Below are 22303 nucleotides of genomic sequence, written 5' to 3'. Positions count from 1 at the left end.
CAAGCCGTCAGTGCGGAGGCTGTTCTTCCAGCGCGGCGAGTGCATAGCGCGCCGCGCGGGAGATGGCCTCCGCCGAGTCGGGCATCTCCGGGTAGTGCCCGGCCAGGGTGCGCTGGGGGAAGCGAAGCTGCGCAATCGCGTTGCGATAGCTCCGGCGCGCCGAGTCCGACTCGTGGCTGCGCTCCTGCACCTGCGCCAGCAGGTAGTGGCCGATGGCCAGCGTGGGCTCCAGGAACAGCGCCTTGCCCAGCTCCGAGCGCGCCTCCTTCAACTCCCCCGCCTGCAGCGCCGCCACGCCTCCGAACACCCGCGCCTCCACGCACAGCGGCTCGCGCAGGATGGCCTGGGCGAACGCCTCCCGCGCCTCCGGGATGCGGCCCGTGAGCGAGTAGAGGTTCCCCAGCGTCAGGAGCGCATCCAAGTCACTGGGCTCATCCACCAGCAGCCGCTCCACACCCGCGATGGCCCCAGGGAAATCGCCCTGCGTCATCTTCCGCACCGCCATGGCCAACCGCTCCGCCGGAGGCAGCAGCTTCGGCCAGGCCGCGAGCGCGGACGGCTCGCCAGGGGAAGCGGCGCGAGGAGACACCTGCACCGAGGGCAGCTCCACCGTCGGCCGCGTGCGGCCCGTGTCCACGGCGCCCACGGCGGGAATCTCGACGGTGATGCGAGGCCGGCCCAGGTCGTTGCTCCGCGTGCCGACGGGCACCGTCGCGGACGCCGCGGGCGGAGTCCCCACGGTGGAGAACGTCCCGGACATCGCCCCCGGCCCCCGGACGCTGGTGTCCACCGGAGCCGTGCGAGGCCGAACCCCTTGCGCCGCCCCATCCACCGGCGGACGCGCGTACACGGCGGGAGAGAACGGCTCCGGCTCCGGCGCGCGCGGCTCCTGCGTCCCTGTTCCAGGGTACGGATGGATGCGCAGCGGCGGCGGCCGCACACCCCGGTCGCTGGGGGGACGGCGATAGACGAAGGCGCCATCCACTTCGATCATCTCGAAGCGGTCATAGACCTTGAAGAGGCTCTCCGAGTACCCCAGGAAGAGCAGGCCCCCGGGCCGCAGCGCCGCGAGGAACCGGTCCATCAACCCGCGGATGGTGGGCAGGTCGAAGTAGATGATGACGTTGCGGCAGAGGATGAGGTCCAGCGAGCCGAGCGCCACCTTGTCGAAGACGGGGACCGCCAGGTTCTGACCGTCGAAGCGGATGTACTCACGCAGGGTGGTCAGCGCCTCGTAGCCGTCCTCGACGGGGCGGAAGAACCGGCTGAGCCGCTCCGGGTTGATGCTGATGGCGCGCCGCTGCGAGAAGCGGCCCTGACGCGCGGCCTCGACGGCCGCCAGGTTCAGGTCCGTGGCCCACAGGTCCACCTCGACCGAGAGCGCGCCCAGCTCCGCCAGCACCATGGCCACGCTGTAGGGCTCCTCGCCCGTCGCGCAGCCCGCGGACCAGACGGAGACCTTGCGCATCTCCCTCCGCGCCCGCGCGAGCAGGTCCGGCAGCACGCTCTTCTCCAGCGCGCGGAACTGCTTGGCGTCCCGGAAGAACTCCGTGTGCCCCACCGTCACCAGGGGCAGCAGCGAGCGCAGCTCCTCCTCGCCTCCGGGCCCGTTCAGTCGCTGGAGGTAGCGCTCCGGCTCCTCCACGCCGAGCACCGGCATGCGCGTGGACAAGGCCAGCCGCAGGCTGTGGAAGCCATCCGGAGTGATCTTCAACCCCGCACGCTCCAAGAGGAGCGCGGCGAGCTGTTGAAGCACTTTGTTGCTCACGTTCAGCACGCATCCACCCACTGCAACAACGTGGGGCCGATGCGCTCCAGCGGCAGGACTTCCTGCGCCGCCCCGAGCAACACCGCCTCGCGAGGCATGCCCCACACCGCGGACGTCCCCTCATCCTGAGCGATGGTCCGCCCTCCCCGCTCACGGATCTCCTTCATTCCCCGCGCGCCATCACGCCCCATTCCCGTGAGGATGACGCCGACACAGCGCGAGCCGAAGGACTCCGCGGCCGAAGTGAGCAGCATGTCACACGAAGGCCGGAATCCCCGGAGCGCGGGCCCCGAGTCCAACTCCAGCCTGCCCTCGGGTCTCACCAACAGGTGACTGCCCGACGGTGCGATGTACACCGTCCCCGGCGCCATCGACATGCCGTGCTCCGCCTCCCTCACTCCGAGCGCCGTCTCCATGGTCAGCCAGTGCGCGAGGCCCTCCGTGAAACCCTCGCTGATGTGCTGGCAGTAGGCGATGGGCGCGGGAAAGTCTCGTGGAATCTTCCGCAGGACCTGGGCGACGGCCTTGGGTCCGCCCAGGGACGCGGCGATGGCCACCAGGGGGAACGGAGGCGCGGGCAGCTCCTCCCGGGGCAGCTTCGAGGACGAGCGCGTCTGGCGCACGGCCTTCACCTGCGCCAGGAGCACCAGCTTGCGTGAGATGTGGGCCCAGAACTCGGGGCCCGGAATCGCCGGGCGCTCCGCCACGTCCAGCGCGCCCAGCGCCACCGCCTGGAAGGCCTCCTGTCCCGAGAGGACCCCCGGGTGCAGCGCGAGCACCGGCACGGGCCGCTCCGCCATGACCTGCTCGATGGCCTCCAGGGCCTCCAGGCCCGTGAGGTCCACCAGCAGCACGTCCGGGAAGTGACGCTGCACGGCGACGAGCGCGCCCGGGAAGTCCACCTCCACGGGACCGACCGGGACCAGCGACTCGCCGTCGAACAGGCCTCGGGCCGCGAGCGCGCGCAGCCCCTTGCCCACCATGAGCACCCTGAATGCCATCACCGCCGTGCCGCCCAAGTGTCGCTCCTCAGGTCAGCCGATCAATGGCCTGCGCGAGCACTTCCACGCCCAGCTCTCCCTTGACGAGATAGGCATCCGCGCCCGCGTCCAACCCGCGTCGCTTGTCCTCGGGAGAGGCGAGCGAGGACAGGATGATGACGGGGATGCGCGCCACGGCCGGCGTCGACTTCAGCCTGCGCGCGAGCGAGAAGCCATCCATCTTCGGCATCTGCACGTCGGTGAGGATGAGGTCGTAGCTGTTGTTCTGCACCTTGCCGTAGGCCTCCTCGCCGTCCTGGGCCTCCTCCACCATGTGGCCCAGCGCCTTGACGAGCGCGCCTTCCGTGGCGCGCGCGATGGGCGAGTCGTCCACCAGCAGCACCCGCAGCCGCTTGGCCGTGGGCGCCTGGGTGACGGGACGCGCCATGCGCCGCACCTCCGTCATGATGTCCGGGACGTGCAGCAGCACGGCGATGCGGCCGTCCTCCAGCGCGGCGGTGCCCGCGATGAAGGGCGCGCCCTTGAGGAACTCACCGCCACACGGCTTCACGGCGACTTCGCGCTCATCGACGAAGCCGTCGACGACGAGCGCCGCGTGGTCCTCGCCGTGGCGGACGACCACCGCGGGGGGACGGTCGAACCGGTTGCCGCCGTTGAGCCCCAGCAGCGGCCCCAGCGCCACGAGCGCCGTGGGCTTGCCCCGGTGCCGCACCGCCAGGGTGCCGAAAATCTCGAGCCGGTCCTCCGGCTTGACGCGCATCACGGCTTCCACGTCCGCGGCGGGCATGCCGTAGACGTCGTCACCCAGGCGCACCAGCAGCACCTTCATCAACGCGAGCGACTGCGGCAGCCGCAGGGTGATGGTGGTGCCCCGGCCGATGCGGCTGTTGACCCCCACGGAACCGCCGAGCGTCTCCACCTTGCGCTTCACGACGTCCATGCCCACGCCGCGGCCGGACAGCTCGCTGACCTGCTCGCGGGTGGAGAAGCCGGGACGGAAGATGAGCTCGATGGCCTCGCGCTCCGACAGCGCCGCGGCCTGCACGGCGTTGATGAGGCGCTTGTTGACGGCGACCTGGCGCAGGCGCTCCGGGTCGATGCCGCGCCCGTCGTCCTCCACCTCGATGTGGAGCATGTCGCCGTCCACGCGGACGCGGATGCGGATGCGCCCCGTGAGCGGCTTGCCGAGCTGCTGGCGCGTGTCGGGAGACTCCAGGCCGTGGTCCACCGCGTTGCGCAGCAGGTGCACCAGCGCGTCGCGCACGTCGCCCAGCATGGACCGGTCCACGCCGATGTCGGCGTTCTCGATGAGCAGGTCCACTTCCTTCGACTGCGTGCGCGCCATGTCGCGCACGGCGCGAGGGAAGGCGTCGAACACGGTGGACAGCGGCACCAGCCGGGCCTCGGCCACGTGGTCCGCCATCTTCGACAGGTTGCCGTGCAGCGTGTTGATGCCGTCGTCGTTGCGGCGCACGAAGCGGAACGCGTCGTCGCGCAGCATGTGGAGGTCGCTCTCCACGCGGTCCAACAGCGTCCGGACGTCGGTCGGAAGCTCCAGGTGCTCCGCCAGCCGCATGAAGCGGTCGCCCAGCCGGCTGAAGCGCTCGAACAGCGCCTCCGTCTCCGAGCTGCGCAGCCGTCCCCGGGCGCTCTCCACGAGCAGGTCACCCGCGAGCAGCCCCAGCGAGTCCAGCACCTCCACGTTCACCCGGATGGTGCGGTCCGCGATGGCCGACTTCGCCGCGCTGGGGGCCTCTTCCTCCCCCTTGCCCGACGCATGCGCGGGAGCGTGGGCGGCGGGCGGCGCCACGGGAGGGGCCGCCACGGGCGCTGGCGCGTGAGCCACCGGCGCGACGGGGGCCGCCACCACGGGAGGCGGCGCGGCCACCGGCAGGGGAGGCGGCGTCGGCGCGGGGCGCGCGCCGGGGAGCGGGGGCGCGGACTGGCCCGAGACGCCCTCCATCGCGCGCACCATCTCCTCGCTGGCGGACGTGCCCAGGTTGGCGCCCGACAGGTCCTCGATGAGGTCGGAGAGCACGTCGCAGGCACGGAGCATGACGTCCGTGGCGATCTCCGTGGCGGTGCGTCCCTCGCGCTCGGCGCGCAGGACGTCCTCGGCGGCGTGCGCCAGCTGCCCGATGGCGGCCAGGCCCAACATGCGGGCCTCGCCCTTCATCGTGTGCAGCTCGCGCGCGACGTCGTCCGCGGCTTGCTCCGCGGTTTCCTTCTCCAGGTCCAACACGCCCAGTTGGATCTTCTGGAGGCGGTCGGCCGTGACCTCCTGGAACTTCTTCAGGAGGGATTTCTTGAGTGCCTCGGTGTCCATGGGCGGTGAGTGCTGCGCACCCTCCCCTTCCCGGAAGAGCTAGTCGGCCTTGAAGCGCTTGATGAGCTCCGCGAGTCGAGCGGCCAGCTGCGTGAGCTCCGCGGCCGCTCCCGTCGCCTGCTTCGACGCCTGCGTCGTCTGGCGCGTCACGTCCTCGATCTCCGCCATGGACGCCACGACCTGCTCGGTGGCCGTGCGCTGCTGCTGCGTGGCGAGGTTGATGACGCGAGCCGCGTCGCTCGTCTCCTGCACGCCGGCGAGGATGCCCTCGACGGCCTGTGCGGCGACGGCGCCCAGCTTCTCACCGGACTCGGTGGCGGACTTGGACGCCTCGGCGGCGCCCGCGGCGGCGGCCGTGGCCTCGCGAATCTCGGTGATGAGGTTCTTGATCTCCTTGGTGGAGTCCAGGACGTTCTCCGCCAGGCGGCGCATCTCCGCCGCGACGATGGAGAAGCCCTTGCCCGCCTCGCCCGCGCGGCTGCCTTCCAGCGCCGCGTTCAGCGCGAGCAGGTCGGAGCGGTCGGCGATCTCGTCGATGACCTCCACCACCGTGCCGATGCGCTCCACGCGCTTGGACAGCTTGGCGATGGAGTCCGCCACCGCGACGCCGTCGCTGCGGATCTGCTGCATGGCCTGGATGAACTCACCGATGGCGCCCCGGCCCGCGCGCGCCGCGCCGAGCGTCTCCTCGGCCACGCGCGCCACGCTGCCCGCGTTCTCGGCGATCTGCGCGGAGGCGTGCTTCAGCTCCTCCATGGTCGCCGTCGTCTCGTGGATGGCGGCGGCCTGCTCGGTGGAGGACGTCTCGTGCTGGGTGGACGCCGCCAGCACCTGGTTGGCGGACGAGGACAGCCGCAGCGCCGCCTCGTTGATCTCCCGCACGAAGGTGCGCAGCGTCTCGATGACCTTGCCGAAGCCCTCCAGCAAGGGCCCCAGCTGGGGGTCCTCGGTGGTGGTGTTCCAGCGCGACAGGTCGCCCTCGCGCACCAGGCTGATGAGCGCGTCCAGGGCCTGGTCGATCTCCTGCGCCGCCACGTGCTTGCGGTGCTCGGAGCTGGCGAAGTTGTCCAGCACCTGGTTGAGCAGGTGGGCCATCTCCTCGCCCCCGGCGCCGACCAGCTCCTTGGGGACGCGGGCCTGGAGGTTGCCGGCCAGCACCGTCAGCAGCGTGTCGGTGAAGGCCTTGAGGGGGGCCGCGGGCGCGGCGGCAGCCGCCGCCTTGGAGGCCGGGGCCTTCCGGGCGGAACGGGCCTTGGACGCGGGCTTCTCGTTCGGGGTGTCCAGGGACATTGCGGTCAGTGCCTTCCTTGAGTTTCTTGGGTCCTGGCGGTCTCCACCAGGTCAATCAGCAAAACGGTGCGGGCTTCTTCCAGACACACCCCGACGGCATACGGGGCCGCGCCCGCGGTGGGCGGCATCCGGCGAAGCTGCGTGACGGGGATGGAGCGCACGCCATTGACGGCGTCCACCTTGAGGTGCCCTTCGCCCTCGGGCGTATCGAAGACGAGCGCGCGGTTGCCTCGGTGCAGCCGCCCCAGCTCCGGCAGGGTGATGTCCTCCGGCAACGAACGGTCGATCCTCAGCACCTGCGACGCGTCCGCGCCGAACAGGCCGCCACCAATCTCGAAGAAGAGGATGTCCACGTCCCCCGACTTCTCCTCGAGGCCCAGCGACTCGTCGTTCATCGAGCCACCGCCCGCTGCCGCGCCGTCTGCAGCAGCTTGGAGAAGTTCAGCAGGTTGATGCTGTCCAGGGGGGTGGCGCCCTGGACCACGCCGAGCAGGTGTTCCGCGGCGGCATCTCCCCCCAAGGGCGGCGGGAGGATGTCCGCGACGGGGATGCGCCGCAGCCCCAGCACCGTGTCCGCCACGACCCCGGCGACGATGCTGCCGGTGACGCCGACGAACAGGCGTGTGCGGGGGCCGATGCGCGCTTCTCCCTTGGAGAGGAAGCGCAGGAGGTCGACGACCGGGAGCACCTCACCTCGGTGGCCGGTGACGCCCATGATGAAGGAGGGAGTCCTCGGCAGGGGGGTGAGCAGTCCCGCGCGGAACACCTCGAGGACGTTCTCGCTGGGCACCCCGAGCCGCAGGTCTCCCACCCGGAAGCAGAAGAACTCCTGCTCCGGCCGGGCCTGCGCGGCCACGGCGCGGTCCGGAGCCATCCGGAGTGCTCGCTGGAGGGGAGTCGAGGTCGTGGTCAAGGCGACGGAGTATCCGGAGGGGACGAAAACCGGTCAAGTGGAGGCCGCATACAGGCCGGCCGCTCGCCGTTTCGATGGTCCGCGCTGCACCAAAGGTGTAGGGTTGCACCCTGTATCCTTGAGGAGGACGATGTCGCGCGTACTGGTCATTGACGACAGCCCGATGCTGGTGGAGCTCACGGTTCGGGCCCTCACCGCCGCCGGTTACCAGGCGAGCGGGGCTCAGGACCTGGCGAGCCTCGACCAGAAGCTCTCCGAGGGTCCGTTCGCGCTCATCCTCATGGACGTGAACATGCCGGAGATGTTCGGCGACGATGTCGTCGAATACCTGCGGCGCCAGAAGAAGGTCACCGCGAAGCTGGTCCTCTACTCCGACATCCCGGAGGCGGAGCTGGCCGGCAAGACGAAGGCGTCCGGCGCGGATGGCTACATCCTCAAGAGCGGAGGCCTGGAGGCCGTGCTCGGCGGGGTGATGGGCCTCATCGGGGCCCCGGCCCTGGGTGTCCCCGCCGCGGTCCCGCCTCCTCCGGCCGCCGCCGCGCCCGCACCGGCCCCCGCTGCTCCCGCCGCCTCGGGGGGGCTCAAGCCGGCGCCGACGACGGGGGGACGCAAGCCGCGCATCCTCATCGTGGACGACAGCGAGATGACCGCGAGGATCATCGAAGCGGACCTGGTGGCCAAGGGCTTCGAGGTCCACGTCGCGGACACCGCCGACAAGGCCACGAAGATCATCCTCAAGAAGCAGACGCGTCCGGACCTGGTGCTGCTGGACGTGCGGATGCCCAACGTGAACGGCGAGCAGTTCTGCCGCTTCATCAAGAGCAACAGCCTCTTCAAGGGCATCAAGGTGCTCTTGTGCTCGGGAGAGAATGTCGAGGAGCTCCAGCGCATCTGCCGCGAGGCGGGCGCCGACGGCTACATCCCCAAGGACGCCGTGATGGGCAACCTGGTGGCCAAGGAGCTGCTGCCCACGGGGAACGAGTAGTCCTCGTCCCCTTCGGGCCGCACGAGGGGGGCTGAGCCCCGCCCCCCTGCCCTACCGGACCCCGGCCGCGTTCTCCCGCTCCTCCAGGCCCCGCGCGAAGTTGCCGATGATGAGTCCGGGCCGCGCGGCCTTGAGGCGGTTGAGCAGCGTGCGCACGCCCACGGCCTCGCCCCCCGCGCCCACGTCCCGCGCCGCCTCCAGGTACTGGAGCGGGTCGATGGCCAGCGAGCGCGTCTGCACCTGGTCCACCTTGTACTTCTTCACCAGCCGCTCCAGCGCCTTCACCTCGCCCTCGCGGTCCGTGACGCCCGGGAACAGGAGCAGGTTGAGCGCCAGGTACGCGCCCCGCTCCCGCGCGAGCGCGATGGACGCCTCGACGTCCTCCCAGCCGTACTTCACCGGCTTGTAGTACGCCTCGTAGAGCCCCTTCGATGCGGCGTTGAGCGACACCCGCACCGCGTCCAGGCCCGCGTCGAGCAGCGCCTCCAGCCCGCGCGTGAGGCTCGCGTTGGTGTTGATGTTGATGGAGCCCTTCTGCGTGCGCTCGCGCATGAAGCGGATGGCCTCCGCGATCTGCTTCCAGCGCGTGAGCGGCTCGCCCTCGCAGCCCTGGCCGAAGCTCACCATGGTGCGGCCCGGCGCGTTCTCCAGGTGGAACAGGCCGATGGCGCCCATCTCCTCGCCGGTGGGCCCGTCATCCATGCGCTCATGTGACGCCGGAGGCCCATCCGCGGGCTGGTCGGAGATGCAGCCCACGCAGCGCGCGTTGCACATCACCGACGCGGGGATGGCCGCCTCGTCGCGGACGTAGAAGGTGTTCTGCGACGTGAAGCAGCGGTACAGCAGCGCGCACGTCTTCAGCTGCTTGAGCACCCGGTTGTCCGGGAAGCGCGCCATGTGCTCGGTCACCAGCGCCTTCATGTCCGGCGTGGAGTAGCGCTCCGGATCCCAATGCGAGCGGCGGTCCGTGTGGATGGCCCACGCCACGGGCCCGTCCTTGCCCCACGCCGCCGCCGTGTACGCCCACTGCGGCAGCACCGGCCCGTCGCCCTTCACCTCGCCCGGCAGGAAGGTCCGCGTGTAGCCCGGCGGCAGCAGCGCCCCGACGGCGTTGGGGATGAACGACTTGCCGCCCACGTTCATCTCCCGCACCAGCTCCATCTCCCCCGTCTTGGGGTGGATGCCGACCGGGAGCCTGCCCGGCAGGTGGACCAGCTTCCCCGCGGACGGCAGCGGGATGGGCTTGTCCTGCGGCGGAACGAGCTCCTCCCCGCTGCGCAGCGTGGCCAGCAGGTAGGGATGCTCCATCACCCGCCCCTTGGGGTCGGCGAACAGCAGCTTCAGCGAGGACGTCATGCGGACGCTAACTACCACCAGCCCCTTGTTTCTTTCGACGTCGAAGCGCCATGAGACGCATTGCGTTGAACGCCGCGCGTCAACCCTCAGGGGTAACCCAGGCTCACCGGAGACATGTGTCGCGCTATGGCGGATGCCTTGATTCCCTCGGGGCCCCTCGTTAGGGTCCGCGCGCTTTTTTGAGTCCCCTCTCTGGAGGCAGTCGTGATCGTCGGAGTTCCCAAGGAGATCAAAACCCGTGAGTACCGCGTCGGCATGGTGCCCGCGGGCGTGCGCGCGCTCACGAGCGCTGGCCACACGGTGCTGGTCGAGACGAACGCTGGTGTCGGCTCCGGCATCCCCGACTCTGAATACCAGCGTGTCGGTGCACAGATTGTCGCCAGCGCGGACGAGGTCTGGAAGCGCGCGGAGATGATCGTCAAGGTGAAGGAGCCCATTGCGCCCGAGTACGAGCGCATCCAGCCCAACCAGATCATCTACACGTACTTCCACCTGGCCGGCGTCGACCCCGAGTTGACGAAGACGCTGGTGAAGAAGAAGGCGGCGGCCGTCGCGTACGAGACGCTGCAGCTGGATGACGGCAGCCTCCCCCTGCTCAAGCCCATGAGCGAGGTGGCCGGCAAGATGGCCATCCAGGTGGGCGCCGCGAGCCTGGAGAAGGCCCACGGTGGCAAGGGCATCCTGCTGGGCGGCGTGCCCGGCGTGCGCCGCGGCCGCGTGGTCATCATCGGCGGTGGTGTCGTCGGCCTCTGCGCCGCCAAGGTGGCGGTGGGCATGGGCGCCGAGGTCACCATCCTCGACGTCAACCTGGAGCGCCTCACCTACCTGGACGACGTGTTCCTCGGCCGCGTCACCGTGCTGGCCTCCGACTCCGAGAACATCTCGAAGTCGGTGCGCGAGGCGGACCTGGTCGTCGGCGCGGTGCTCATCCCCGGCGGCAAGGCGCCCAAGCTCGTCTCCGAGGCGCTCATCGCGGAGATGTCCCCCGGCTCCGTCGTCGTCGACGTGGCCGTGGACCAGGGTGGCTGCATCGAGACCTGCAAGCCCACCACCCACGACAACCCGACGTTCGTCGTCCACGGCGTGGTCCACTACTGCGTGGCCAACATGCCGGGCGCCGTCCCCCAGACGTCCACCTACGCCCTCACCAACACCACCCGTCCCTATTCGCGGAAGATCGCCGACATGGGCCTGGTGGAGGCCGTGAAGTCGGACCCGGCGCTGGCGCGTGCGATGAACACCTACAACGGCCACGTCACCTACGAGGCCGTCGCCAAGGACATGGGCTACCCCTACGTGCCCATCTCCGAGGCCATGAGCCGCAAGTAGGCCGCCCACCGGGCTGACAGCCCAGGCCCTACCTGGAGGGGAGGCTCGGATGACGGACATCCGGCCTCCCCTTCGTTATTGAAAGGGGCCGGGAATAATCAACCCGGCCCGGTGTAGGGCGTACCCGAAGCAAGCGTACGGGCGGGTATGACAGGGAAGTGGTTGTTGCTGGGTCTGTTCCCATGCATACATTGATGGGCAAGCGACAACTCATTCCCCTTTTGTTTCGGGCCTTTGGAAGGCGGGACATGTTGGATTTCAGACAACCCAACCGGACGAAGCAGGAATTCGAAGAGCTGGCGCTGGCCCACCTCGACCCGCTGTATTCGGCGGCCTTGCGGCTGACGAAGAACGAGCGGGACGCCGAGGACCTGGTGCAGGACACCTGCATGAGGGCCTACCGCTTCTTCGACAAGTTCGAGCGGGGCACCAACATCAAGGCCTGGCTCTTCAAGATCCTCACCAACACCTTCATCAACCGCTACCGGCGGAAGGTGAAGGAGCGCACGGTGGTGGAGGGCGTGGAGCGCGAGGCGGTACACGAGCGCTTCGTGAGCCGGGACGCGACGGACTTCGCGGCCAACCCGGAGCAGTACTTCTTCGACCGGCTCCTGTCGGACGACGTGCTGCGCGCCATCGACTCGTTGCCCATCGACTTCCGGCTGGTGGTCATCCTCGCGGACCTCCAGGAGTTCTCCTACAAGGAGATCGCCGAGATCCTCGAGTGCCCCGTCGGCACGGTGATGAGCCGGCTGTTCCGCGGCCGCAAGCTCCTGCAGAAGACGCTGCGCGAGTACGCGGTGGGCCAGGGCGTCTTCCGGCACGAGGGTGAGTCGGCGGATGCGCCTTCGAACCTGGAAGAGTATCGTCAAAGGAAGAAGACGGGCTAGAAACAGGTTCCTACCGCGCGCCCATGACCTGCCAGGAACTCGAACGGCTTCTGTATCCGTACCTCGACGGCGAATTTCAGCCGGAGGAGCGGGTCGACCTCGAATCCCACCTCGCCGCGTGCACGCCTTGCCGGCGCCGCGTGGAGGACGAGCGGAACATGCGCTCAGCCCTGCGCCGGGCGGCTCGACACTCGGTGCAGCAGATGCGCGCGCCAGCGGCCTTGCGCGCGGGCATCGCCCAGGGGCTCCACAAGGAGCACCGCCGCGCGCAGTACGGTGTCTGGCTGCGCGCGGGTGCCGTTGCCCTGGTGGTGATGACGGTGGGCAGCGGTTGGTTGATGCTCCGCGAGTCCCAGCGGCAGCGGATGGCGCGGGACGAAATCGTCAAACGGCACTCGCGCGGGCTCCCCTTCGAAATCGCGTCCTCCGCGCCGGAGCAACTGGAGACGTGGTTCAAGGGCAAGGTGGACCCTCGCGTCGCCCTGCCCCAGCTCCCCAAGGCCAAGCCCCTGGGCGGCCGCATCTCCATCCTCAATGGCCGCGAGGTCGCGTACATCAGCTACGAGACGCTCCCCAACGACGGTGAGCCCAGCCGCAGGCTCGGGGTCTTCGTCGTCCCGGATGAAGAGGGCCTCAAGCCCCAGGCACTCCCCGCGGTGGAGGTGGACTCCGCGCAGGGCTTCAACATCGTCACGTGGCGGGACCAGGAAGTCATCTACGAGATGGTCACCGACATGGATGAGCGCGACATCCTCCGCATGCTCGATGAGCGCGAGCGCGGGGCCGCGGTGGCCAGCAACCCGCTGCCGATGGAGTCCGCCGACGGCGAGTACTCGTATCAGACGCTCCCCCGCCCTCAGCGCGTCCGCCCCGCGGTCTCCGCCGAGCCGGCTTCGTACCCCTGAGCGCTTCGCTCGCGGCGTGCCGCCAGGCTGCTCTCCAGCCAGGCGCGCTCGCGGACACGCGTGACGCGTACCGGACACTCCCTGGGACTGGAGCGCGCGAACATGCTCGGCGCTGCTTCCGGAAGCTGTAGCAGGTCGTTCCGCGAGTGCCGGGCAGCGCATCCGCCAGGGGAGTTCGGTACGGCCCGAACATTTGACGGTCCCTGACATGGCCGATAGCCTCGACGATGCTTCTTTCCTCGCGCGCCACCGTCACTCGTGGCGCCCGCGCGCGCCGCACCCAGGTCGGGCCGTTCCTACATGTCCAAGAAAATCCTGATCGTCGAAAAGAGCGACACCGCCCTCGCCGCCACCCTGCGTCCCGTCCTGGAGGGACGGGGCTTCACGGTTGAAGACACCGCGGACGGCAAGGGCAGCGTGGAGCAGATTCGCCGGGACCGGCCGCAGCTCGTCGTGCTCGCGGTGGAGCTGTCCGCGGGGCAGAACGGCTACCTCATCTGCGGCAAGCTGAAGAAGGACGACGACCTCAAGAATGTCCCCATCGTCATCGTCGGCAACCCGGATGGCTTCGCGCAGCACCGCAAGCTGAAGGCCCACGCCGACGAGTACGTGGCCATGCCCGTGGACGCGCAGCTGTTGACCGAGCGCGTGGGGGCGTTGATCGGCTTCCCGGAGCCGCCCGTCTCCGAGGACGTGGTGGACGAGAGCCTCACCCTGGACGCGCTCGGCGATGAGCCGATGACCGCGGACTTCGGCGAGGAGATCTCCGTGGACACGGGCGAGGAGCCCGCCGTCGCCGGGGAAGAGCTGGACCTGGACGCGGCCTTCAACGACATGGCCTCGCCGGAGCCGGAGCTGGACTCCGAGCCCGTCTCCCTGGTCGAAGAGCCCGTCGAGGCACCGCCCGACGCGGTGGTGGAAGGCCTGGGCGTGGAGGAGGACTTCTCCACCCTGGACGCGCTCGGCTCGGATGCGGACGACGCGCTCGACGCGCTGGATGACTCCGAGAAGACGGTGGTGGGCTTCGTTCCCGTGCCCGCCGCGCCTCCGCCCGCGCTGAAGGTCATCGAGCCGGCGAAGCCCTCCGCGCCGCCTCCGGCGCGCACACCTCCGCCGACGCCCGCGCGGGCCCCCGTCAGCGCGCCCGTGGCCACCGCTCCGGCCGCCCCTGTCACCTCCGCCGCCGACGCGGCCGAGCTGCGCAACCTGCGCGCGAAGGTCGCGGAGCTCCAGGCGACCCTCGAGGACTCGCGCGGCACCTCCGCCCAGGCCGAGGACCGCGTGCGGGAGCTCGAGGTCGAGCTCGAGTCCAAGTCCACCGAGCTGGAGACGGCGCGGGCCTCGTCGGGGAAGAACGACAAGGACACCTTCGCCCTGCGCGATGCCGTCAACAAGCGCGACAAGGAGATCCTGCGCCTCAAGTCGGAGCTGAACCAGAAGGACCAGGAGATCGTCGAGCTGAAGGACCAGCACCTGGAGCTGGAGCAGAAGGCCAGCTCGAGCGAGTCGGAGATTGCCCGGCGCGACGCGCAGATCAAGACGCTCACGACCCGCGCGGACACGCTGACGGCCGAGCGCAAGCGCGTGGACCAGCAGCTCGCCACCTCCAAGGAAGAGGCTCGCGGCGCCACCGCCCGGCTCTCCACCCTCCAGGAGGAGCTGGACCAGGTGAATGCGCAGACGGCCGGCCTCCACGCCGAGCTGGAGGAGCTGCGCAACCGCACCGGTCAGCTCGAGATGGAGGTGCAGACCGCGCGTGAGGAGTCGGACGCCCTGCGCGCCCAGGTGGAGACCGCGCAGAGCGAGACCGAGGAGCTGCGCGGTCAGCTCGAGCAGACGCAGGCGGAGCTGTCCGAGCAGGCCACTCGCGCGGCCGACGAGGCCGAGGAGCTGCGCAAGCGCATCTCCGAGCTGGAGGCCACCGCCGTGCGCAACGACGAGCGCGTGACGAAGCTCTACGCGCGCATCAAGAGCGAGGAGAAGCTGCGCGAGAAGACGAAGAAGGCGCTCGTCATCGCCCAGCAGCTCCTGGAAGAGCCGGCCTCCGCCGTGGCGGACAGCGACGAAGCCGCCGCCTGAGCTTCACCCCGCCCCGGCGAGTCATCCCGCCGGGGTGGGAAGAGCCTCCTCGGAGGCTCCCCTGCCCCGCGCCTACTTGTCGTCGGTCCGCTTGGGCGTGGTCTTCTTCTCCAGCATCTTCTTGGCGAACTGCTGCACGGCGGCGGGCACGTTCTTGTCGCGGCTCAGGTCCTTGAGCTCGTTGTCGCGCAGCACGTTCAGGAACTTCATCGTGACGGTGAGCGGCACCTTGGGGTTCTTCACCAGGGCCAGCTTCACCTTCATGTTCTTCGTCCACTCGCGGTTGTTGTAGATGACGCGGAGGACGTCTTCCATGATGGCGCGGTTCGCCGCGCACGACAGCACCTCGCCGTCGGTGATGCGCGGGCTGCGGATGACGGCCACGGCCACCAGCTTGTTCGTGTCCCGGATGAGTGCGCCGCGGGCCTCCTTGTTGCCCAGCGTCGCCAGCTTGATCTTCTCCGAGATGGACATCTTCATCAGCCGCTGAGCCAGCGTCAGGCGCTTGCCCTCCTCGAGCGGCGCGGCGTTCTCGTCCGACACCTCGCCCCCCATCTCCTGGAGGACCTGCTCGGCCGTGGGACCCGGGTCTGGCGGCGCCTCCGCGGCCTCGGGGCCGAACAGGCGCACGCGCGCCGCCTTCATCTGCGGCACGTCCGTCAGCTGCATCCCGCTGCGCACCGCGAAGTCACAGACACCGTCGATGAGCGACACCGGCGCCTGCGCGTTGGAGCAGAGGTTGCGCAGGATGTCTTCGTGGCGCAGCAGGCGGAGCTGGTTCTGCCCGATGATTTCCGCCAGCTTCGCGCCGCAGTCCCGAGCCACCGCCGCGACGGCCTCGTCGGGCGTGCTGGCGTTGAGGACGAGCATCTCCGCGTAGGCGTCCTTCTCCTTCAACAGGCCCAGGAAGTAGCCCAGCACTTGGGGCTGCACTTCCTCGTCGCGCAGCGCGGAGCCGAGGATCTTCTCCGGGAGCCCCGAGGACGTCTTCGCCGCCGTCTCGCGCACCGCCGTGTCCGCGTCGAACGTCAGCATGAAGAGCGCGCCGAGCATGTCCGACGGGCTGAGGGGCACCAGCGACTTGGCGGCCATCATCCGCAGCGGAACGGGCGCCGCGGGGTCCACGTGCTTGCGCAGGTTGGGCGGCAGGAACTCCGCGTTGAAGGGGCAGCCGGGAGGCGGCGCCGGGATGTTGCCGGGGGCGGCGGTCGTCATGTCGCGTGATTCCTTCCGTAGATGATGCGCAGGCCCTCGAGCGTGAGGAACTCGTCCACTTCGTGGATGGCCTTGGATCCACTGGCCACCAGCGGCGCGAGCCCTCCGGTGGCCACCACTCTCACGGGCTGGCCCTGGTCGGTCTGCATGCGCGCGCAGATGCCGTCCACCATCCCGACGTAACCGTAGAAGAGCCCCGACTGCATCGAGTGCACCGTGTTGCGCCCGATGACGTGGGGCGGCCGCACGAACTCCACGCGCGGCAGCTTGGAGGCGTTCTGGAACAGGGCCTCCATGGAGATGTTGATGCCCGGGCAGATGCAGCCGCCCAGGTACTCGCCTCGCGCGGACACGGCGTCGAACGTCGTCGCGGTGCCGAAGTCCACGACGATGAGCGCCGAGCGGTGCTTCTCGAACGCGGCCACCGCGTTGACGATGCGGTCGGCGCCCACCTCGCGAGGGTTGTCGTAGAGGATGGGCATGCCCGTCTTCACGCCGGGCCCCACGAACATGGGCCGCATGCGGAAGTAGCGCTCGCTCATCTTCTCCAGGCTGAACTGGAGCGGCGGCACCACGCTGGACACGGCCACCGCACGCACCTTCGCCGCGTCGATGCCGCTGTGGGAGAAGAGCTGGCGCACCAGGATGCCGTACTCGTCGGAGGTGCGCCGCGTGCTCGTCTCCACGCGCCAGTGGTCGAGCAGCTTCCGGCCCTCGAACACCCCGAGAACGGTGTTGGTATTGCCAACGTCGATGGCCAGGAGCATCACGCCGCGCACTCTACTCCGAAGGGCCTCTCCGCGGGCCGACTTGCCGGGCCTACAGCGGGCGCTGCGGCTGCCGGGGGCGCAGCTGCTCCACGTCTCCCGCGAGCACCCGCTCCACCTGCCCCGCCTCGGTGCGCACCAGCAGCGCCCCCGACGGGTCGATGTCCACCGCGTACCCTCGCAGCTCGCTGCGGTCCGTGCGGACCAGGACGTCCTGACCCAGGGTGGAGGACAGCTCCTTCCAGCGGGCACGCACCGCGTCGAAGCCCGTCTCCAGATACAGGTCCAGCCACTCCTCCATCCGCGTCCAGAGGCCCGCGGCGAACTGGGCCCGGTGCACCTTCTCGCCTCGGGCCAGCGACACCGACGTGGCCGTCTCCCGCAGCTCCTCCGGGAAGTGCTCCACCTGGCAGTTCAGGTTGACCCCCACGCCGACGATGACGAAGTGGACGCGCTCGGGCTCCGCGGAGAGCTCCGTGAGGATGCCCGCCACCTTGCGACCGGAGATCTGCACGTCGTTGGGCCACTTGATGGCCGCGTCCGCGCCGAACTCGCGCAGGTTCTCCGCCAGCGCCACGGCCGCCACGAGGGTCAGCTCGGGAGCGCGCTGCGGCGGCAGCTCCGGGCGGAGGATGGCGGAGAAGTACAGATTCAGCCCCGGGGGAGACACCCAGGCGCGACCCCGGCGTCCCTTGCCGGAGGTCTGCTGCTCGGCCACCACGACCTCGCCGTGCTCGGCGCCGTCCTGCGCCAGGCGGAAGGCGACCTCGTTGGTGGAGCCCACCACGGCGTGGTGGTGGAGGGTGCGGCCCAGGTCGCGCGTCCCCAGGAGCGGGGCGACTTCCAGCGACGTGAGGCGGTCGGGCACCTCCACCAGCCGGTAGCCCCGTGCGGGGATGGCCTCGATGCGGTAGCCCTTGGTGCGCAGCGCCTCCACCCGCTTCCAGACAGCCGTGCGGGAGAGCCCCAGCTTGCCCGACAGGGCCTCGCCCGAGGTGTAGTCGTCACCGCTCTCCGAGAGGAACCCCAGGATGAGCTCCTCTTGCGTCTGCTCTGTTGTTTCCACGGCCACGGCGACACCTCGCGAGAGGCGCAAGGGTATGGAGCGGCGCCGAGGCTTTCAACCCACCGGGTTCTCGACCCGAGGCTCCTTGTTCACCGCCCCGGCACTCAGCGGGCCGCCGGAGGGCTCCCGTTCGAGGAGGCGCCGCCCTTCAACTCGTAGGACACCAGCTCCAGGCGAGTCTGGGGGATGCGCTGCTGGTTGGCGGTCTCCACGGCGGTCTCCAGGCGGACCATGCCCACGCCCGGGGCGAACGTCATCGTGTTGATGAGCGTGGCCTTGGCGTCGACGCGGTTGCGCCCTTCGACCTCGATGCACGACGGGAAGGTGCCCGCGGGCGTCTCACAGGAGCCGCCGGCCTGGACAATCTGGTAGCGCTCCGTGGAGGACACGGACACCACGTTCGTCCACGCCTGGCCGGTGCGCAGGGGGGCGCGGAGCAGGTAGCGCTTGGGGTCGCGCAGCCCATAGGCGTCCACGGAGAACTGGCCGCCCTGATTGTCGTGAAAGTAACCCTCCTCCTGCTTGAGGATCTCCACGGTGACGGAGCGGTCGGCCCGTCCGTTGAGCTGGTACGTCCACTTGTTGCCGATGGCGAGCGGGTAGTAGTCCGCCACATCTCCCGTGGCGGACCGAGCCTCGGGCTCCGCCTCCACGCGCTTGGCGCAGCCGCTTCCCAGCACCATGGCGGCCAGCAGGGCAGCCCCACCCAGTCCGAACGAACGCGTCATCTCGATGTCAGTCCGCGTGGTCCCGGCCACGCGCCTCCGCGGTGATGTGCTTGCGTGAAGCGTAGAGCGTTTCCAGGGCCTGCTGCGCCGCGGCCTGCACGGCTGGCGCGTCATGCCCCTGGGCCACGGTATACAAGTATGCCTCCGCCTCCGGGCCACCAATCTCGCCCACGGCGAAGACCAGCTCCTGCACGAAGCCGTTGTCCCGGCCCCGCCCCAGGTCGATGAGCGCCGGCACGGCGACGCGGGCCTTCATCTCGACCAGGGCGCCGATCGTCCTTCGCAGGGCGTCCCCATCGGAGGACTCCTTCAGACGCTCGATGAGCAGCGGAGCCGCGGCGGGGTGCTGGCGCTCGGCCAGGGTGCGCAGGGCGAACTCGCGGATGCGCGCGTCATCGGCACGGAGCTCCTGGACCAGGGCCTCGTCGGTGCGCTCCAGGGCGGCGAGCTGTAGCACCGAGGAGTCGGTCACCTGACGGAGCACGGCCTCCAGCGCGGTGCGCATGGCGGACTGTCGCCCCTCGGGAGTGTCCTCGAGGACGGGGGCCTCGCCGAGTCCGACGACCTCGTAGCGTTGCGGCAGGTCTCCGCCGAAGCGCTCCAGGATGAGGTTGGCGCCGACCTCCGCGAAGCTGCGTGGGTCTCCGTCCTTCAGGACCTCGCGGGTGAACGGAATCTCGAGCGTGAGGCGCCAGGGGCGCGCGTCGCGAGGGGTCTCTTCGCTTTTCAGCTCGAAGCGGCCGGAGGACTTCAGCGCGTGGGAGAACAAGGTCGCGACGCCCTCGGGAGCAATCCCCAGCAGGGCGTTGTCCCGCACCGTGGCACCGGACACCTCCACGGGCGCCACGAGATGGCGTGGCGCCTGCGAGCGGCAGGCACCAAGGAGGACGACGCAGAAGGCGAGCATCAGGGCCGGCTTCATCGCCCCCTCAGGGTAACACCCGAATCAGACCTGTGCCGGTCATTCCCGCCCATCGGGACGAAGGGTGTGACCTCAAGCCCACTTTTCGGGCCGCGGACGAAGGAGCACGGCCCCTCGCACCTCGTGCGACCTGGCCCCTTCTTTGGCAGGGAGCCAAGCCATGAGTGGAGGTGGCGGCTCGAATCCCGCCCGAGCAGCGTCACCCACGCTCGACGGCCCTCGACGCGGGGAGCATGCCCCAGTCCCCGATGAAAGACCTGGCAGTGGATGCCACGGAGTGCACGCGGCATCTCGCGCGAGCAACGACACCCACGCCCTGCGGCCCTCGACTCAGGGAGCATGGCCCCGGTCCCCGATGGAAGACCTGGCGATGGATGCCACCGAGTGCACGCAGCATCTCGCGCGAGCAACGACACCCACGCCCTGCGGCCCTCGACTCAGGGAGCATGGCCCCGGTCCCCGATGCTGGATGCCACGGAGTGGACGCGGCCTCTCGCAACATGTGCGAGCCACCGCGCCCACTCTTCACAACGACCGACGACGCGGAAGCGTCAGCCTTCGCTCCCCTCGGAGGGAAGCTTGGGCGGAGTCGACGCATCCTGCGGAGTCTCGGAAGCAACACCCTCCGTCGCCGCCTTGACGGTCTCTTCCGAAGGAGCCTGTTCCACCGCGGCAACCTCCGTAGCGCCTTCCGTCACAGCAGGGGCCACAACCTCAGCCGGCTGCGCGACGACCTCCGGCTGGGTTGCCACAGGCGCGGACTCCTCCGTCGAAGCCACAGCACCCGACTCGACACCCGTCGCGGTCTCCGTGCCCTGGACCTCAGCACCCGAAGTGGCGGCTCCCTCCGTCGGCGCGACGCCAGCCTCGGGAGCCGTCACGGCACCCTCGGCTCCCGCGACGGCACCCTCACCTTGCGGTGCCCCCGCCGGCGTGGCGCCAGCCTCGGCGCCCCGGTTGCCACGACCCCGGCGCCCACGACGACGGCGGCGGCGGCGCTTGCGATCACCCTGCGCGGCATCGGCCCCACCGTCGGCGGCGGAACCGTCCGGACGAGCCCCCACGAAGGCGCTCGCGGCCTCCAGGTCATCGTCCTCGCCCTCGTCATCCCCGTCGTCGCCCTCGTCGTCCTCCGCACCCGTGGACTGCGGCGCCGGAACGGGCGCGGCGGGAATCCCCTCACGGGGCTCGGCCGCGGCACCACCACCCTCGCGAGCCTCCGCACCCTCCACGGAGACCTCCACCTCGTCGGACGAGCGCGCCTCACGCCGCTCCCGCTCACGACGACGCTTCTCGCGCGGACGCTCCGTCGGAGTGGCGGCGACCTCGCCTCCCTCGTCCTCGCGCGTCTGCTTCTCGCGCTGACGCTCCTCGCGGCGCTTCTGGGCCTCCTCGGCATCCAGCTTCGCGGCCTCGAAGAACCGCTCGTCCACCTCGTACAGCTCGACGCGCGTGACGGTGACGGCCGTCTCGGCCTCCAGGAACTTCTCCCCCAGCGCGTCCCCGCACCACAGCATCACCAGCGAGCCGCTGGCCTGCGCCTCGGTGCGCGCGTCCCCGCGCACATCGCCCGCCGTCACCAGCAAGCCGACCTGCGCCGAGTAGTGGCTCAGGTCGCGACGCAGCTCCTGCACGCTCTTGCGGTCGATGGCCGGAGTGCCCTTCAGCATCCGCACCGCGTAGCGCAGCTCCACGCTGCCCTCGCGCTTGCGCGCCGTCAGCAAGGGGCCTTCCTTGGAACGCTTGGCCACCTTCAGCTCGCGGAAGCCCAGCGCGTGCATCATCTTCACGACGGACTTCTCGAACGTTCCCACGTCCGCGTCGCCCAGGCGCTTGCGCAACCCACGCGCCACCGCGCGACGCGCGTCCTTGAGCGACGTGCGCAGCGTGGTCAGCAGCGCGGCATCCACCACCGGCTCGCTCGCGGCCGCGGCGGCTCCCGTCCGAGCCAACACCGGACGTCCCGCCTCCAGCGGAATCCCCAGCGCCTGCGCGAACGCGGCCTGGAGCTCCAGCGACGGGGCCTCGCTCGGCGAGCCCGCGCGCTCCAGCGTCACCTCTCCGGAGTCCTTGTTGAACGCGTACTGCGGCCGGCGGCCCGCGTCGATGCGGCGCTGGTTGTCCTCCAGGAGCGCCGTGAGCACCGCCTCCACCGTGAGGTCCTCGGCGCACAGCTCCTTGCTCCGAGCCCGCTCGATGATGGCCTCGGTGCGCAGCCCCGCGTCGGCATCGCTGAGGATTTCGAACACCACCTCTGGCAGCGGCGGGAAACGCTTGCGCTTTCCACCCCGCTCCTCGTCTTCGTCCCTCCGGCGCTTGCGCTCACTGCCGCGACCCGCCGCCCGCACGTTGTCCGTGCGTGGCTCCGGATGACGCTCCGCCGGCCTCAAGGGCGGCAGGTCCTCTTCCGGATTCGGCTCGATTACGCCAGTCTGTGCCAGGGCCTCAACATCCTCGGGAATCGACCAATCCACCAACGCGAAGGTGTCCTTCGCGGTCACAATCACCTTGCGGTCCCTCGTGCGGCGCGCCATGGCGGCCAAGCGCGAGAGCATCGTCACTTCGGGCGTCTTGCCGACGTGGGAGAGCAGGCTCTGTTGGATGGACTTCTCTGTGATTTCAAGGAAGTGGAGGGGACGACCTTCGCTCTCCAGGACTCGGAGCGCGGCCTCGTAGAATGTCATCGAGTATTCCCCAAGAATTCCGAACGGTTACAAAAATGTAGGTCCGTATGGGCGGCGGATGCTAGCCATCGCTAAACTG

At 69.8% G+C, this 22303-nt stretch carries 18 protein-coding genes; 5 read left to right on the top strand and 13 right to left on the bottom strand.

Annotated elements, in window-relative coordinates; all coding sequences use genetic code 11:
- Nucleotides 1-7 precede the first annotated feature (7 nt).
- The 6 genes from MYSTI_RS18885 to MYSTI_RS18860 are packed head-to-tail and all read right to left on the bottom strand — an operon-like array spanning nt 8 to nt 7259.
- Nucleotides 8-1777: a protein-glutamate O-methyltransferase gene (locus MYSTI_RS18885; protein ID WP_015349380.1), complete on the bottom strand. Its 1770-nt coding sequence runs from the start codon at nt 1775-1777 to the stop codon at nt 8-10.
- A complete protein-coding gene (locus tag MYSTI_RS18880) occupies nt 1771-2769 on the bottom strand; it encodes a chemotaxis protein CheB (RefSeq protein WP_044283798.1) in 999 nt (332 codons plus the stop codon). Before MYSTI_RS18880 ends, MYSTI_RS18885 begins: the two co-directional genes overlap by 7 nt.
- Before the next feature lie 28 nt (nt 2770-2797).
- Entirely contained in the window at nt 2798-5095 is a 2298-nt protein-coding gene (locus MYSTI_RS18875; RefSeq protein ID WP_015349378.1) for a hybrid sensor histidine kinase/response regulator, read from the bottom strand.
- Between the two features lie 39 nt (nt 5096-5134).
- Nucleotides 5135-6385, bottom strand: a complete 1251-nt coding sequence (locus MYSTI_RS18870; protein ID WP_015349377.1) for a methyl-accepting chemotaxis protein — start codon at nt 6383-6385, stop codon at nt 5135-5137.
- A 5-nt stretch (nt 6386-6390) separates the two neighbouring features.
- Complete coding sequence (locus tag MYSTI_RS18865) at nt 6391-6780, bottom strand: CheW domain-containing protein (RefSeq protein ID WP_015349376.1); 390 nt, start codon at nt 6778-6780, stop codon at nt 6391-6393.
- Complete coding sequence (locus tag MYSTI_RS18860; RefSeq protein ID WP_015349375.1) at nt 6777-7259, bottom strand: chemotaxis protein CheW; 483 nt, start codon at nt 7257-7259, stop codon at nt 6777-6779. Before MYSTI_RS18860 ends, MYSTI_RS18865 begins: the two co-directional genes overlap by 4 nt.
- Nucleotides 7260-7428: 169 nt before the next feature.
- On the opposite strand from MYSTI_RS18860, the gene MYSTI_RS18855 reads away from it, so the two are divergent.
- The gene (locus tag MYSTI_RS18855; RefSeq protein ID WP_015349374.1) at nt 7429-8283 is read left to right on the top strand and encodes a response regulator; all 855 of its coding nucleotides are present in this window, start codon (nt 7429-7431) and stop codon (nt 8281-8283) included.
- Nucleotides 8284-8334: 51 nt separating this feature from the next.
- On the opposite strand, the gene MYSTI_RS18850 is transcribed toward MYSTI_RS18855, so the two are convergent.
- On the bottom strand, nt 8335-9639 hold the full coding sequence (locus MYSTI_RS18850) for a radical SAM family protein (RefSeq protein ID WP_015349373.1): 1305 nt from the start codon (nt 9637-9639) through the stop codon (nt 8335-8337).
- Between the two features lie 204 nt (nt 9640-9843).
- Here MYSTI_RS18850 and ald point away from each other — a divergent pair, with 204 nt between their 5' ends.
- The 4 genes from ald (at nt 9844) to MYSTI_RS18830 (ending at nt 14842) form a co-directional block, all read left to right on the top strand.
- Nucleotides 9844-10968 (top strand): alanine dehydrogenase, encoded by a 1125-nt coding sequence (gene ald / locus MYSTI_RS18845; protein ID WP_015349372.1) that lies wholly within the window; start codon nt 9844-9846, stop codon nt 10966-10968.
- Nucleotides 10969-11216: 248 nt separating this feature from the next.
- Nucleotides 11217-11858, top strand: coding sequence for a sigma-70 family RNA polymerase sigma factor (locus tag MYSTI_RS18840; protein WP_015349371.1), 642 nt, complete (start codon nt 11217-11219; stop codon nt 11856-11858).
- A gap of 23 nt (nt 11859-11881) precedes the next feature.
- Entirely contained in the window at nt 11882-12763 is an 882-nt protein-coding gene (locus MYSTI_RS18835; protein ID WP_015349370.1) for an anti-sigma factor, read from the top strand.
- A gap of 300 nt (nt 12764-13063) precedes the next feature.
- Nucleotides 13064-14842 carry a response regulator gene (locus MYSTI_RS18830; protein WP_015349369.1) on the top strand — a complete coding sequence of 593 codons (1779 nt, stop codon included), beginning with the start codon at nt 13064-13066 and terminating at the stop codon, nt 14840-14842.
- A 72-nt stretch (nt 14843-14914) separates the two neighbouring features.
- On the opposite strand, the gene MYSTI_RS18825 is transcribed toward MYSTI_RS18830, so the two are convergent.
- From MYSTI_RS18825 to MYSTI_RS18800, 6 genes are all read right to left on the bottom strand, one after another.
- On the bottom strand, nt 14915-16057 hold the full coding sequence (locus tag MYSTI_RS18825; protein WP_015349368.1) for a hypothetical protein: 1143 nt from the start codon (nt 16055-16057) through the stop codon (nt 14915-14917).
- Nucleotides 16054-16824, bottom strand: coding sequence for a type III pantothenate kinase (locus MYSTI_RS18820; RefSeq protein ID WP_015349367.1), 771 nt, complete (start codon nt 16822-16824; stop codon nt 16054-16056). The genes MYSTI_RS18825 and MYSTI_RS18820 overlap by 4 nt, the downstream gene beginning before the upstream one ends.
- Nucleotides 16825-16876: 52 nt before the next feature.
- Nucleotides 16877-17896, bottom strand: coding sequence for a biotin--[acetyl-CoA-carboxylase] ligase (locus MYSTI_RS18815; RefSeq protein WP_015349366.1), 1020 nt, complete (start codon nt 17894-17896; stop codon nt 16877-16879).
- Nucleotides 17897-17994: 98 nt separating this feature from the next.
- A complete protein-coding gene (locus MYSTI_RS18810; RefSeq protein WP_015349365.1) occupies nt 17995-18648 on the bottom strand; it encodes a hypothetical protein in 654 nt (217 codons plus the stop codon).
- A complete protein-coding gene (locus tag MYSTI_RS18805; protein ID WP_015349364.1) occupies nt 18626-19540 on the bottom strand; it encodes a HEAT repeat domain-containing protein in 915 nt (304 codons plus the stop codon). Before MYSTI_RS18805 ends, MYSTI_RS18810 begins: the two co-directional genes overlap by 23 nt.
- Before the next feature lie 551 nt (nt 19541-20091).
- On the bottom strand, nt 20092-22224 hold the full coding sequence (locus tag MYSTI_RS18800; RefSeq protein WP_015349363.1) for an HTH domain-containing protein: 2133 nt from the start codon (nt 22222-22224) through the stop codon (nt 20092-20094).
- Nucleotides 22225-22303 lie beyond the last annotated feature (79 nt).

Origin of the sequence: Myxococcus stipitatus DSM 14675, assembly GCF_000331735.1 — a bacterium.
Lineage (GTDB): Bacteria > Myxococcota > Myxococcia > Myxococcales > Myxococcaceae > Myxococcus > Myxococcus stipitatus.
The sequence above is the reverse complement of the archived record's forward strand: the minus strand, read 5'-3'. Positions and strand labels throughout refer to the sequence as shown.

Bases quoted from the DNA above. Each gene is read 5' to 3' on its own strand.
- MYSTI_RS18855 (WP_015349374.1), top strand. From the start codon at position 7,429: ATGTCGCGCGTACTGGTCATTGACGACAGCCCGATGCTGGTGGAGCTC.
- MYSTI_RS18880 (WP_044283798.1), bottom strand. From the start codon at position 2,769: ATGGCATTCAGGGTGCTCATGGTGGGCAAGGGGCTGCGCGCGCTCGCG.
- MYSTI_RS18825 (WP_015349368.1), bottom strand. From the start codon at position 16,057: ATGACGACCGCCGCCCCCGGCAACATCCCGGCGCCGCCTCCCGGCTGC.
- MYSTI_RS18830 (WP_015349369.1), top strand. From the start codon at position 13,064: ATGTCCAAGAAAATCCTGATCGTCGAAAAGAGCGACACCGCCCTCGCC.
- MYSTI_RS18860 (WP_015349375.1), bottom strand. From the start codon at position 7,259: ATGGCTCCGGACCGCGCCGTGGCCGCGCAGGCCCGGCCGGAGCAGGAG.
- MYSTI_RS18805 (WP_015349364.1), bottom strand. From the start codon at position 19,540: ATGAAGCCGGCCCTGATGCTCGCCTTCTGCGTCGTCCTCCTTGGTGCC.
- MYSTI_RS18840 (WP_015349371.1), top strand. From the start codon at position 11,217: ATGTTGGATTTCAGACAACCCAACCGGACGAAGCAGGAATTCGAAGAG.
- MYSTI_RS18800 (WP_015349363.1), bottom strand. From the start codon at position 22,224: ATGACATTCTACGAGGCCGCGCTCCGAGTCCTGGAGAGCGAAGGTCGT.
- MYSTI_RS18870 (WP_015349377.1), bottom strand. From the start codon at position 6,385: ATGTCCCTGGACACCCCGAACGAGAAGCCCGCGTCCAAGGCCCGTTCC.
- MYSTI_RS18835 (WP_015349370.1), top strand. From the start codon at position 11,882: ATGACCTGCCAGGAACTCGAACGGCTTCTGTATCCGTACCTCGACGGC.
- MYSTI_RS18820 (WP_015349367.1), bottom strand. From the start codon at position 16,824: ATGCTCCTGGCCATCGACGTTGGCAATACCAACACCGTTCTCGGGGTG.
- MYSTI_RS18850 (WP_015349373.1), bottom strand. From the start codon at position 9,639: ATGACGTCCTCGCTGAAGCTGCTGTTCGCCGACCCCAAGGGGCGGGTG.
- MYSTI_RS18875 (WP_015349378.1), bottom strand. From the start codon at position 5,095: ATGGACACCGAGGCACTCAAGAAATCCCTCCTGAAGAAGTTCCAGGAG.
- MYSTI_RS18865 (WP_015349376.1), bottom strand. From the start codon at position 6,780: ATGAACGACGAGTCGCTGGGCCTCGAGGAGAAGTCGGGGGACGTGGAC.